10 protein-coding genes are annotated in these 13,530 nt (G+C 63.1%); 9 read left to right on the top strand and 1 reads right to left on the bottom strand.

Going from position 1 to position 13,530, the window contains the following annotated elements; genetic code table 11:
* The first annotated feature begins 145 nt into the window (after positions 1 to 145).
* From PQQ95_RS05195 to PQQ95_RS05220, 6 genes are all read left to right on the top strand, one after another.
* Positions 146 to 1,183, top strand: coding sequence for a LacI family DNA-binding transcriptional regulator (locus tag PQQ95_RS05195; protein WP_408435517.1), 1,038 nt, complete (start codon positions 146 to 148; stop codon positions 1,181 to 1,183).
* Positions 1,184 to 1,551: 368 nt separating this feature from the next.
* Entirely contained in the window at positions 1,552 to 2,316 is a 765-nt protein-coding gene (locus PQQ95_RS05200; RefSeq protein ID WP_408435518.1) for a flagellar brake protein, read from the top strand.
* A 479-nt stretch (positions 2,317 to 2,795) separates the two neighbouring features.
* Positions 2,796 to 3,800: a sugar ABC transporter substrate-binding protein gene (locus PQQ95_RS05205; RefSeq protein ID WP_408435520.1), complete on the top strand. Its 1,005-nt coding sequence runs from the start codon at positions 2,796 to 2,798 to the stop codon at positions 3,798 to 3,800.
* 183 nt (positions 3,801 to 3,983) lie between these two features.
* Positions 3,984 to 4,970, top strand: coding sequence for an ABC transporter permease (locus PQQ95_RS05210; RefSeq protein WP_408435522.1), 987 nt, complete (start codon positions 3,984 to 3,986; stop codon positions 4,968 to 4,970).
* Positions 4,971 to 4,989: 19 nt separating this feature from the next.
* The gene (locus PQQ95_RS05215) at positions 4,990 to 5,787 is read left to right on the top strand and encodes an ATP-binding cassette domain-containing protein (protein WP_408435524.1); all 798 of its coding nucleotides are present in this window, start codon (positions 4,990 to 4,992) and stop codon (positions 5,785 to 5,787) included.
* 30 nt (positions 5,788 to 5,817) lie between these two features.
* Entirely contained in the window at positions 5,818 to 7,044 is a 1,227-nt protein-coding gene (locus tag PQQ95_RS05220) for an ROK family transcriptional regulator (protein WP_408435526.1), read from the top strand.
* Positions 7,045 to 7,158: 114 nt separating this feature from the next.
* On the opposite strand, the gene PQQ95_RS05225 is transcribed toward PQQ95_RS05220, so the two are convergent.
* Positions 7,159 to 10,239 carry a transglycosylase domain-containing protein gene (locus tag PQQ95_RS05225; protein ID WP_408435528.1) on the bottom strand — a complete coding sequence of 1,027 codons (3,081 nt, stop codon included), beginning with the start codon at positions 10,237 to 10,239 and terminating at the stop codon, positions 7,159 to 7,161.
* A 536-nt stretch (positions 10,240 to 10,775) separates the two neighbouring features.
* Between PQQ95_RS05225 and PQQ95_RS05230 the strand changes: the two genes are divergently transcribed.
* From PQQ95_RS05230 to PQQ95_RS05240, 3 genes are read left to right on the top strand one after another with little or no spacing between them, the layout of a single operon-like run.
* Positions 10,776 to 11,345 (top strand): RNA polymerase sigma factor, encoded by a 570-nt coding sequence (locus PQQ95_RS05230; RefSeq protein ID WP_408435530.1) that lies wholly within the window; start codon positions 10,776 to 10,778, stop codon positions 11,343 to 11,345.
* Entirely contained in the window at positions 11,345 to 12,139 is a 795-nt protein-coding gene (locus PQQ95_RS05235) for an anti-sigma factor (protein WP_408435532.1), read from the top strand. Before PQQ95_RS05230 ends, PQQ95_RS05235 begins: the two co-directional genes overlap by 1 nt.
* Positions 12,140 to 12,153: 14 nt before the next feature.
* Positions 12,154 to 13,455, top strand: a complete 1,302-nt coding sequence (locus PQQ95_RS05240; RefSeq protein WP_408435534.1) for an NAD(P)/FAD-dependent oxidoreductase — start codon at positions 12,154 to 12,156, stop codon at positions 13,453 to 13,455.
* The last annotated feature ends 75 nt before the right edge of the window (positions 13,456 to 13,530 follow it).

Genomic DNA, 13,530 nt, shown 5'->3' on the forward strand with positions numbered 1-13,530 from the left:
TAATCAGCAAAGCCGAAAAAAATCGATCGCATGCGATCGCTGGGCCTTGCCTGTCTCCGATATCGTTTTGTCTGTGCGGCAAATGGTGCCGCGCCTTGGCGTGCGATGCAAATGTCGAACAGCTATCCCAAATACTGAAAATATCATGACCACCCTTAGCGAAGTCGCGCGCCACGCGGGCGTCACCCCTGCCACGGTATCGAATGTACTGCGCAATCGCGGCCGGGTCGGCGCGAGCACCCGGCAGCGCGTGCTGGACGCCGTCGACGCGCTCGGCTACCGCCCGCATCTGGCGGCCCGCGCGCTCGCCGAGGGCCGCGCGCCGACGCTGGCGTTGATGGTGTCGAGCATTGCCAATCCGTTCTATCCGGAGTTCGCGCTCGCGGTCGAACACGCGGCGCGCAGCAGCGGCCACTTCGTGATCATCTGCAATACGAACGAAGATCCGCTGACCGGGCGGGCCTATCTCGACCAGATCGCCGGGACACTGTCCGAAGGCGTGCTCGTCACGAATGCGAACCTGGACTTCGCGGACCTGCATACGACCGAATCGCGCGGCACGCCCGTGGTGTTGTGCATGTGGGAACGGCCCAATGAGCCACCTGGGCTGCCGTGCGTCGCAGTCGACTTTCGTCTGGCAGGCGAACTGGCCGGCACGCATCTGCTGGATCTTGGTCACCGGCGAATCGGCGCGATTGTCGGCAGCAAGGCGTCGGGCATTCACGCGGCCCGCTACGAAGGGTTTGTCGATGCCTTGCGTGCGGCCGGCGTGCCGAAAAGCCGGGTCAAGCATGGGCCCGATACGATACAAGGCGGCTACGCCGCGGCGCGTGCGCTGCTGGAAGCCGATCCCACGCTCACCGCGATCTTCGCGACCAACGATCTGCCGGCGCTCGGCGCCATGCACGCCGCTGCCGATCTCGGTTTGAATGTGCCGGCCGATCTGTCCGTGATCGGCATTACCGACATCCAACTGGCGCGCGAATCACGGCCCGCGCTAACGACCGTTGCCGTGCCGACCGTCGAAGTCGCCGGCCTCGCGGTATCGCTGTTGCGCGAGCTGATCGAATCGTCCTACGGACAAGCGGGTTCTCAGGTCGCGGCAAACGTGCCGATGCGAATTTCCTCCGCGCCGAAACTGGTTGTGCGGGCCTCGACTGGCGCGCCGCGTCAGGCGCGTTGAATGAGGTGGGCAAAATCGGCCTGGCCGTGTCCCCGCTCAGCGCGAGGCATCGCTTCTTGTGACGCCTCGGGCATAGCGCGCCGTCGTCACGCCTGAGCACCGCCCCTGTTCTCATGTGGCCGTAACAGTATCGAAGACGTTACGTAGCGAACGCTGCACAGCGCCCTCTCCGCCTCCCGGGCCGCTCCCCGCAAACGCCCGTATAAAGCGGTTCCACGGCAAAAACACCGCTTCGATCAGTCTATCCATGCAGTTGGCACGGTCCCTGCAATAAAGCAGGAAAAGGCTGAGCGCTGGCATACCTATCCCATGCCGCTTGCGCTCCCCCAACCGGCCAGGCCAAGGCCATAACAAGCATGGATACTCAAATGAATGCCGCCCTTCTGCTGGACGCCGATCTCGCCGAACAGACTACCGATGCAGACTCGACCTTCGCGCAGCGCCACCCCTTGCAAATCGCCGTTTGCCTGCGCAAGCTGATGGCCGGACAAGACTTCGTGACAGTGGAATTCAACGGCCGCCAAATCGTTACGCAAGTACTCGAGGTCGACTCGCGCAATGCGCGCTTTACCTTCGACGCCGGCAGCACGGATCTGGACAATTACGCACTTCCATCGGCGCGCCAGTTAATCTTCCGTAGCCTGCCGGGAGGCATTCGCACGGAGTTCACGACGCTTAACGCAGACCCCGTCATGTTCGACGGACGCCCGGCTTTCGAGGCATCCTTCCCTTCGTTGCTGTACTACGTTCAACGTCGCGAATTCTTCCGCGTGCAAACGCCTGTGCTCGATCCGTATATCGCTAGCGGGCCGTATGCGGACGGCGATACGTTCCGGCTCGAACTGCAGGATCTTTCATTGGGCGGCGTGGCGCTGAAAACCGCCGATGCGCGTTTCGGCGCGCTTGAAAGCGGCACCGTATTGCGCGACGTCACGCTCCAACTCGGCAGCTTCGGCACGTTGCGACTCGATCTGGAAATCGTCGCGCCCCGGCAGTTGACCACCTCAAAGGGCGATCTGCGCTTCGTGATCGGCTGCAGGTTCGTGCAGATATCAGGGCCGGCGGAGCGGACCTTGCAGCGCGTCGTCACTCAGCTTGAAACGAAGCGTCAAACACTCGCATCGCGCAGGTAAGCACCTTCAGTCTCGCTCACCACGACTCTCGCGGCGTTGATCAGATGTGCGGTCATCGCCGTGCGAATCGCTGCTTTTAGTCGCCTCTTTTAGTCGCTGCTTAATCCCTTCGCGACCGCCCGCTATCGTCGCAAAGCGTCAGTTAACATTTCAAATCGCCTTCACCCGAGCCAGGACTTTCCCGGAGTCCCGGCGCTCGATCTTGCATCGCACCACGCCTTCAAAGCCCCGTCACACATAGCTCGCCGCGTTCGCGGCGGCTTCGGTGCATGGATGTTCATCCCGATCGTTTTCTTGACGGGCGTCGCCGCGCCTGCTGTACTAAATCAACCAAAGTGATTTAGGCGGTCAGTCTCGGACCGCCGCGGAACCGCGTCAGGTTCCCATCCAGATTGCGAACAGATTGCAAGCGCGCAGCGTTCGCGTACGCAATCGCCCGCAGTTCACACCGTCGTGGCCAATAACCGGAGGAGCGTCCCATGAATCTGAATTCCCGCAGGCATCCTGTCGCCAGGAAAATCGTGTCGATGTGCGTCGCGGCATCGGCGGTATGGTGTGCGAGCGCGAGCCAGGCGGCCGACCAGCCTGTCGTCGGCCTCATCACCAAGACCGACACCAATCCGTTCTTCGTGAAGATGAAACAGGGCGCTGAAGCGGCTGCCTCGAAAGACGGCGCCAAACTGCTCACCGCCGCCGGTAAATTCGACGGCGACAACGCGAGCCAGGTCACCGCCATCGAAAACATGATGACGGCCGGCGCGAAAGCGATTCTGATCACGCCAAGCGATACCAAGGCGATCGTGCCGAGCATCAAGAAAGCCCGCGCTGCAGGGGTGATGGTGGTCGCGCTCGATACGCCGACCGATCCGCAAGATGCCACGGACGCCCTCTTCGCCACCGACAACTTCAAGGCCGGCGTGCTGATCGGCAAATACGCAAAAACCGCCCTGAACGGCAAGCCCGCGAAGATCGCGACGCTCGACCTTGCGCCCGGCGTCTCGGTCGGCGTGCTGCGTCATAACGGCTTCCTGGAAGGCTTCGGCGTGAAGGAAGGCGATCCGTCGATTGTGTGCAGCCAGGACACGCGCGGCGATCAGTCGAAGGGCCAGACAGCAATGGAAAACTGCCTGCAGAAGTCGCCGGATATCAATGTGGTCTACACGATCAATGAACCGGCCGCAGCGGGCGCCTATCGCGCGCTCAAAGCGGCGGGCAAGGACAAGAGCGTGATGATCGTTTCCATCGATGGCGGCTGCGAAGGCGTGCGCAACGTGAAGGCCGGTGCGATTGCCGCGACCTCGCAGCAGTATCCGTTGAAGATGGCCGCGCTCGGCGTGACGGCGGGTGTCGAGTATGCGAAGACCGGCAAGAAGGTCTCCGGCTATCAGGACACGGGCGTGACGCTGATTACGGACAAGCCGATGTCGGGCGTCGACAGCAAGGATACGAAGTTCGGCCTCGACAACTGCTGGGGGAATAAGTAACGCGCGTTGAATGGCGGCCCACGACGCTGGGCCGCCGTCGGATCGCGAGCGGCGGATTCCGACCGCCGGATTACCGCTTGCCCTGTTTACCCGCCGCCGGCTCGCCGGCCGCAGCATCGCATCACCCGCCCCGTATTCGCCGCGTGGTCTGCCCGCCACGCTCAAGCATCAAGGACACCCATCATGTCGACACCTTCCGCGCCCGCCGGCCACCCACGTACCTTCGCCGACCGCTTGCCGTCGCTCGCCGAAATCGGACCGCTGATCGCCCTGCTGCTCGCCTGCGGCTTCTTCATTTCGCAGAGCAACCGCTTCCTGTCGTTCCAGAACCTCTCGCTGATCCTGCAGCAGACGATGGTGGTCGCCGTCATCGCCATCGGCCAGACGCTGATCGTGCTGACAGGCGGGATCGATCTGTCGTGCGGGATGGTGATGGCGTTCGGTTCGATCATCATGACCAAGTTCGCGGTCACGCTCGGCGTGCCGCCGGTTCTCGCGATTCTGTGCGGCGTGGCCGCGAGCACGCTGTTCGGCGCGCTCAATGGCGTGCTGATCACGCGCATCAAATTGCCCGCCTTCATCGTCACGCTCGGCACGCTGAACATCGCGTTCGCACTCACGCAGATCTATTCGAACGCGGAGAGCGTCTCGAACCTGCCGGACGCGATCATGTTCCTCGGTAACACGTTCAAACTCGGCCCCGCCGACGTCACCTACGGCACGGTGCTCACGTTGCTGATGTACGCGGCAACGTGGTTCGTCTTGCGCGACACCGTGCCCGGCCGGCATCTGTATGCGCTCGGCAATAACCCCGAAGCCGCGCGCCTGATGGGTCTTTCGTCGCAAAAGATTCTGCTCACCGTGTATTCGCTGGCCGGCGCGATCTACGGCATCGCCGCGCTGTTGTCGGTGTCGCGTACGGGCGTCGGCGATCCGCAAGCGGGGCAAACCGAGAATCTCGACAGTATCACGGCCGTGGTGCTGGGCGGCACGAGTCTGTTCGGCGGACGCGGATCGATTGCCGGCACCCTGCTCGGCGCGTTGATCGTCGGCGTGTTTCGTAACGGTTTGACGCTGATCGGCGTCTCTTCGGTCTACCAGGTGCTGATCACCGGCATGCTCGTGATTCTCGCGGTCGCCGCGGATAAACTTTCCCATCGTCGCGGTTGAACGTCAAAAGGAGCCTGTCATGTCGACACCTACTTCCGCTTCCGCCGTGATGCCCGTTCTGCAGGCGCGCGGACTCGTCAAACGTTACGGCAACGTCACCGCGCTCGACGGCTGCGATTTCGAGGTGCTGCCCGGCGAGATTCTCGCTGTGATCGGCGATAACGGCGCGGGCAAATCGTCGTTGATCAAGGCGCTTTCCGGCGCCACCATCCCCGATGAGGGCGACATTCTGCTCGACGGCAAGCCGGTCAAATTCCGCAGCCCGCTGGATGCACGCGCTCAAGGCATCGAAACCGTGTACCAGGAACTCGCGGTGGCGCCCGCCATGAGCATCGCCGAAAACCTGTTTCTCGCCCGTGAACTCGTCAAACCGGGCTGGCGCGGTTCGATCTTCAAGATGATCGACAAGCGCCGCATGCTCGACGAAGCCACCGCGCACATGAAGGATTTGCAGATCGGCATCCGCTCGATGCGCCAGGCGGTCGAAACTTTATCCGGCGGTCAGCGTCAAGGCGTGGCGGTGGCGCGCAGTGCGGCGTTCGCGCGGCATGTGGTGATTCTCGACGAACCCACCGCCGCACTCGGCGTCAAGGAAGGCAACATGGTGCTCGAATTGATCCGGCGTGTGCGTGATCGTGGCCTGCCGGTGATCCTGATCAGCCACAACATGCCGCATGTGTTCGAAGTCGCGGATCGTATTCATATCCAGCGGCTCGGCAGACGTGCCGCGGTGGTCAACACCAAAGACATCCACATGTCGGAGGCCGTGGCGATCATGACGGGCGCGAAGGAAGCGGACGTCAAGGCGATAGCATGATGTCTGCATCCCGCTGAGAGGCCCACGACGATGGACACCACCGGTACACGTTCGCCTCTCAAACGCACGGTCGGCTCGAATCAGGTCGGCATGCGGCAGTTCAACGAACGGATCGTCCTGCAGGCGATCCGTTTGCATGGGCCGTTGCCGAAAGCCGATGTGGGCCGTCTCACGCGTCTGTCGATGCAGACCGTGTCGATGATCGTCGACCGTCTGATCGACGACGGCCTGCTCGAGAAGCAGGCGCGCGTGCGCGGGCGCATCGGTCAGCCTTCGGTTCCGATCGCGTTGCGTGCCGACGGCGCGTACACCATCGGCATCAAGGTAGGCAGACGCAGTCTCGACGTGCTGGCGATGGATTTCGCGGGCCACGTGGTGTGCCGCGACGTATTCGAGTATGCCTACCCCGATCCGCACACGCTATTCCCCGCGCTCGAAAGCAAACTGGCGCGCGTGAATCAGACGCTCGGCGCGCGGGCTCACAAAGTGGTTGGCGTGGGCGTGGCCGCGCCATTGTGGCTTGGCGGCTGGCGCGACTTTCTCGGCGCGCCGCAGGAAGCGCTGGAAGCCTGGCACGAGATCGACTTGCGCAGCCGCATCGCGACGATGACGGGCTTGCCCGTGGAGTTCGCCAAAGACACCACCGCCGCCTGCGCGGCCGAACTCGTGATGGGCCAGGGCCGTGGAATTCACAATTTTCTCTATCTGTTCGTCGGCACGTTTATCGGCGGCGGTCTGGTGATTGACGGCCGTTTGCACGGCGGACCGCATGACAATGCGGGCGCGGTGGGCTCAATTCCATTGAAAGACGGCAGCGCGCGCAAACCGGCGCGGCAACTGCTGCATGCGGCGTCGGGCTTCGTGCTGGAACAATTGTTGAGCAATGCGGGGGCGCCGGCGGCCGCCGCGCACGACCATCGCGCGTTGTCGCCTGAATGGTGGCGGCAGACCGAACAATGGCTCGACACCGCGTGTCCTGCGATTGCCAATGCATTGACCAATGCGGCTGCGTTGCTCGATCTGGAAGCGGTGGTGATCGACGGCGAACTCGACCGGCAACTGGTCCGTGAAATCATCCGCCGAACCGAGCGCGTGCTCGATCGCTTTGAATGGGAAGGCATGGTGCGTCCGCAACTGCTGGAAGGCACCATCGGCGCGGATGCAAGGGCGATGGGCGGTGCGATTCTGCCGCTCTATGCGCATTTCGCACCCGTGCACGAGCTTTTCCTTAAGCCGGCGACGGACGCGAGCTATTAGGCGCCGAGACGAATCTGTTTCCGGTTTCGCTTGGGATCGCAGCGTGCCGCATTTTCGCTCATCAGGTGTTTGCACGGCGTTCAAGCGGTGATTGCGCCTCGCTAACTCACCCCTCTATTGCACGGTTACTTTCTCTACAGAAGCCGTTTTGGCAGGCGGATTTTGCAGCAATGGCTGCAGCACCGGCGCCAGCGACTTCAGCAACTGCACCGAAAGCGCACTTGTGAACTCGTAATGGGCCGCGTAGGGCTCATGCACCCAGGCGGTCAGCGTGCCGTAGAAGCGATCACCGATCACAAACACGAAAGTTGCGCTGCGGTTTACCTTGCGCGACTCGATCAGGCGCGCGCCTTTGGCCCACACATTGAAGCGCTGATCGCCGGTGCCGGTCTTGCCGTAAATCTCGAGTGTCTGGCCGTTGGGGAACGTCATGCCCTGCGCAAGCCGCTTGGCCGTGCCGCCTAATACGACGTCACGCAACAACCCTCTGACAACCCCGGCGATTTCCGGCGACAACTGCTGCTGCGGCGCCACCGCCGCGCGCTGGAAATGCGTTTCGTACGGCGTGTTTTTTGCGAAGTCGAGTTGCGTGAGGCTTTCGGTCGGCACCTTGTTGCCGCCGTTGGCAATCACGCCAATCAGTTGTGCGAGCGCAGCCGGCCGGTCGCCGGACGCGCCGATCGCCGCCGCATACGACGGCGTGAGCGTCGCGAACGGATAGCCGAGTGCCTGCCACGATTTGCCGATCGCATCATATGCGCGCAGTTCGACCATCCGCTTGATACGGCGATCCTGGGTGGCGTGATAGCGGGTTTTGAAGAGCCACGAATACGTCGACAGGCGCACGTCGCGACTGGCGTTCTGTATCTGGTCGAGCGTTGCGTCGGGATGAGCGCGCAGATAGTTGAGCGTCCACAACTCCAACGGATGCACGCTCGAAATGTAGCCGCGATCGTTCAGATTGAAGCGGTCGATCGCGTATTTGTCATACAGGTTCGCCAGGTCCTCATCGTCCAGGATGGAGGCGGCCGGCGTGTTTTTCAAAGCCGCACGCATCTTCGCGTTGAACCACGCATTCGATTCATCCGGCGCGACGCTGCGCAACACCGTCGCCACTTTAGGCGGCGATTTGCGCACGCCGAGCAGCAGCAAGGCCAGTTGCTGTTCGGGCGTCTTGCCGTGGTACTTCGTGTAGAAACGATTCATGTACACGCGGCTTTCCTGATCGGCGAAACGCGTGAGATACATCTTGCGGATCGCCGGATCACCGAGCCATTGCGCCGACGGTCCGGTGGTCTGCACCATCTCGTAGTGGACGATATCGCGCATCAGCCGCACGAACACCAGATTCACCGAATGCTGGAATGCACGATGCACGGTGAGAATGCGGCTGTTGTCGTCGGATTCGAAGTTGTTGAAGGTTTGCGCGCCGCCGCCCGTGTAAAACGTTTCGCCTGGACTTGCCGAGTATTTGCGTTCCACGGCCGCATCGAGCATGGCTTGCAGCGAGCGGTCCTGGGTGTGCGCCAGATAATCCAGCGCCCAGCGCGTGAGTTGATCGTTCGGATCGGGTTTCACGGCTTTCAGCTCCGCTATGCTCAGCGGAGCATAGCGCGCATGCAGGTCGGAGACGATCTGCAGATACGTCACCACGGTACGCATTTTCGCTGTCGAACCGAGATTCAGCCGTGCGCCGGAGTTGATGTCGAACGGTTGATTCACGCTATCGGTTTGCACGCGCACGAGGTTCGCGCCGCCACGCCGTTCGAACAGCGTGAAGCTATAGGCGATTTTCGACGGATCGTCGGAGGCGCGCAGCATTTCATAGCCGACGAGCCCCGCGGCTTTTGCGCCGTCGCGCGTCGCGGCGGCGGCAAGGCGCTCGCTCACCGCCTGCTGCACGGCGTTGTTGAGCGTGCCCGTTGCCTGCAGGTCCAGCCGGTCGAGTTCATAGAAACTCGGTATGCCGAGCGCCGTCAACAGATGCGAGCGCATCGACGTCACGGCTTTGCGCGACACGAACGAGTCGGCGTTCAGCGTTTTTTCCGGTGCGCGATGCAAATCCACTTGTGCGGACAGCGCGGCATCGCGCAACGGGATCGAAATGACACCGCCACTCGCCAGCAAGCGCAGATAACTATCCGTCAGACGTTCAAGTTCCGCATAGCCGTGATGCAGAAAATACGATGGCGCACGCTGCGCGATCATCAGCGAGAGCACCTGGCGAAACGCCACGCCCTGCTCCGCGAGATTTTCTTCTGTCGACGGCGCTTTGAGAATGCGGTTGACGTCGTTGAAATCGCGACCGTACCAGGCGGCGAGCCCGTCGCCCATTCCGTTGATTTCGCCGATGCCCGGTTGCGCGGCCAGCGGCACCGAGTTGAGATAGTGGACGACGATCTGCTGGCGCGCGGGCATGGTCTGCGGGCCATTCAGATACGCGCGGACCGAGGCGGATGCGATTTGCCGCAATTTCTCCGGCGGCGTTGCCGTGCGCCCACCCGCCGAGTGGCGGAACTTCTCGATCTGCGTGGCGAGCGTGCTGCCGCCGGGCGTCGATTGATGCCGGTTGAATACGCGCGCCCCCTGATCGACGAGCGCGTGGCCAAAGCGCCCCCAGTCGATCGCCGGATTACGGTTCGGCTGATCCGGATCGAGCAGATAGCGGTCTTCGATAAAAAGCAGTGAATTGACGATCAGCGGTGGGATCGACTCGAAGCTGTCATAAACGCGGCCCGGATACTGCGCGCCAAACAGCGGCGCGCCGGTACCGTCGAAGAGTTGCAGCCCCGCCTGATCTTTTTCGGCGTAGGGAATAAATAGACCGCTATCGGCCAGCGACAGCATTCGCTCGGAATCACGCGACTGTGCGCTGATTTCAAATCCGCGTTCAAGCAGGCGCTGCTGGAACGACGGTAGCAATGCGTAGCCGAGGCGGCTGTCGTAGGGGCCTTTGTCTGCCTGCGGGAAGCGGACGGAATGACTTGGACCGGGCTCGACGGAAAAACCCACGTCGCGCGTGAGTTCGGAAAGATAGCGCGCCTGCAGCCGGGACGTTTCGATCTCGACCTGAACCAGGCGGGCCGCCAAAGCCAGCGCCAGCAGAAATGCCGCTGCCAGCCCCCATTTGAGCCACTTCCTGACAGGCGCCGTACCTGCCGCGCGAAGCGGTAACCGAACCAGTGGCCGATTCATGGCTGCTCTCCCCGAGCGTGCGCCATGCTCTCGATTCTGGCGCACCTTCGATCAAGTGTAGCGCGGAACGCGAGCGGGCAATCGGTTCGGATTTACCCGACAGTGTCGCCGCCGCAACACCTTTTCACGGGGCGTGGCGAAGCACTGGTTGACATGAGATATTGAAAGTCTTTCGCGCGTCAAAAAACCCGATTCAGGCGTTTTTTTGTGCAGACGCCGCTTGCCCTTCCCCCCTGCCCGATCGTCCGTCCACGCAGCAACGCGATGAATTGCGTCGCCGGCGGCGACAGCACGCAGCCTTTGCGCGTCACAATGCCGACACCGCTGGTGTTGCGCTGGAGCGTCCAAGGTCAACCCGGAGCAGTCCCAAGCAAAACGATAAGCGCCCACGCGCATCCCTCGGCCGCAAACCCGGTCCTGCAACCCTATACGCGGCCATAAACGCGGCGGATGCAGCACACGGGAGGGGAAAACTACATATAAGGCCGCAAGGAAATTGAGTAACATAGGCCCGCAAGTTCACCACTCCACTTTCCATGACCGCCGATCCTCGAGAACTGACGCCGGAAACCCTCGCCGGGTTGCTCGAACGCATTGCCAAAGAAGACGCCTCGGCACTCCGCGAGCTATATGATCTCGCCGCGCCGAAACTGTTTGGTCTTGCGCTCCGTATATTGAGCAAGCATGAGTGGGCCGAAGAAGTATTGCAGGACAGCTTCGTCAACATCTGGCGCTTTGCGGGCGACTATCGCCGGGCACTGTCCGCCCCGATGACGTGGATGTCGGCAATCGTCCGGAACCGTGCTCTCGATCACCTGCGGCGGGTCAACAAGCAGGAAACAGAATGGAGCGATGCGTTGGACGATCTTGTGGCAACCGGCGATCCGGATCCCGAAGCGCTGACCGCAGTCAGCCGGCAGGCACGTCTGCTGGCCGGCTGCATGCAGCAGCTGGAACCGGCGCAGCGTCAGGCGGTTGCGCTCGCCTACCTGCGTGATCAGAGCCATAGCGAGATCGCGGAAACGCTGACGGTGCCGCTCGGCACGATCAAGTCCTGGATCCGGCGCGGCCTTGCCAAGCTGAAGACCTGCCTGGGAGGCGAGTGATGAATCTCCATCGCTATCCTCATCTGGTCGATATGCTGGCCGCCGAGTATGTGCTCGGCACGCTGCGTGGCGGCGCCCGGCGCCGCTTCCAACGCTACGCGGATCACGATACGGTGATTCGTCAGGCCGTCGACGAATGGCAGCGGCGAATCTCGCCGTTGGCCGAACTCGCTGAGCCATGCATGCCGCCGGCTGCCGTATGGGATGCCATCGAGCGGCGGCTCGGCCTGACGTCGGTGCGTGAAGCGGCGCGTGAGGCGGCACGACCGCGCACCGTAGTCGAAAAACCCACGCGTCCGTCCGGCAGCATCTTCGAGAACCTCGCGTTCTGGCGCGGCTGGGCCATCGGCGTGACAGGGTTCGCCACAGTCGCCCTGGTGGTTGCCGTGCGTTCGCTGCTGCCGTCCGGCGTGACGCCATCCACGGCGCCGACCGTCGCGCAACAGCCGGAAGCGTCCGTCTCGCATGTCGCGGTGTTGAACGACAAGGACGCGCATCCGGTCATGCTGGTCGCGTGGGATGAAGCGCGCTCCACCATGACGCTGCACCCGCTCGGCAAGGTCGACTTGCCGCCCGGCCGTGCGATGGAGCTGTGGGGCATCCCGGCCAATGGCCATCCGGTGTCGCTCGGCTTGCTGCCGGACAGTGCGAACGGCAAGGTCACGGCCGGTCAGCAGAAACCGGAGAGCTACGCGGCGCTCGCCGTCTCGATCGAAGCGCCGGGCGGCTCGCCCGATCACAATGCACCTACGGGTCCGGTGGTGTTCAGCGGCAAGCTGCTGCCGGTATCCTGATCCGCCATAGAACTATGCAAAGCTTTTACGAAGCCACCATCGCCCGCGCTGCCGGGCGCTCGTCCGCTTACGCGCCGCTAACTGGCCGGCGCAGTGTCAACGTCTGCATCATGGGCGGCGGCCTCGCGGGGTTGTCCACGGCGTTGGGACTTGCGGAGCGCGGCATCACCGACGTCGCCGTGCTCGAGGCCGAGCAGGTGGGCTTCGGCGCCTCCGGCCGCAATGGCGGCTTCGTGTTCGGCGGCTACAGCCTCGATTGCGCGGATCTGCTCAAAACCCTCGGCCCGGCCCGCGCGCGCGAACTCTATGCGCTGACCACCGAGGCCGTCGATCTCATGAGGCAGCGTATCCAGCGCTACCGCATCGATTGCGACGTGACCGATGCCGGCGTGATCCTCGCCAACTGGTTCGACGAACCGGCAAGGCTCGAGACGCAGCGGCGTCTGATGCGGGATTCGTTCGGTGTCGAGTGGGAACCCGTGGCGGCCGCGGAACTCGCTTCGCAATTGAAGACGAGCCGTTATCACGGCGGCCTGTTCGAGCGCAACGCGTTCCACTTTCATCCGCTGAAATATGTGCTCGGTGTCGCGGGCGCCGCAGCCAACGCCGGCGTGCAGATTTACGAGAAGTCGCCCGTTGTGCGCCTGCAGCGCAGCGGCGCCGGTTTCGTCGTGCATACGCCGCAGGGCGCACTCGAAGCACGCCACGTGGTGATGGCCGGCGGCGGCTATGCGCGCAACGTCTATGCGCGGGTCGAACGCGCGGTGCTGCCGATCGCCACTTACGTGATGGCCACCGAACCGCTCGGCGCCCGCCTGAAAGATGCAATGGACACCCGCGCCGCCGTGTACGACACCCGCTTCGCGTTCGACTATTACCGTCCGCTGCCGGACACACGAATCCTGTGGGGCGGCCGCATCTCGGTACGCGACCGCGCGCCCGACGTTATCGCGCGACTATTGCGGCGCGATCTGTTGAAGGTCTATCCGCAACTGCATGACGTGCGTATCGACTACGCCTGGGGCGGCCTGATGAGCTACGCGCGGCACAAAATGCCCCAAATCGGCCGCAGTACGGACGGCGTCTGGTATGCGGTCGGCTTCGGCGGCCACGGGATGGCGCCCACCACCGTCTCGGGCGAATTGCTGGCTGCGGCGATTTCTGGCGAACGGCCGGTGCCCGATGCATTCGCGGCTTTCGGCCTGACGCCCACCTACGGCGCGCTCGGTCTCGCAGCCGCGCAACTCACCTACACGGCCATGCAGACGCGCGACGCGTTCGCCGCCCGGCGCCCCCCGGCCCGGCCGACGTCATGACGCGATCCGGTACCGGACTCGATACGCCGCGCCTGATGCCCGAGACGCGCGCCAGAGGCCGGTTTTGCCATGCTA

Source organism: Paraburkholderia caffeinilytica (assembly GCF_046030355.1).
GTDB classification, from domain to species: Bacteria; Pseudomonadota; Gammaproteobacteria; order Burkholderiales; family Burkholderiaceae; genus Paraburkholderia; species Paraburkholderia caffeinilytica_B.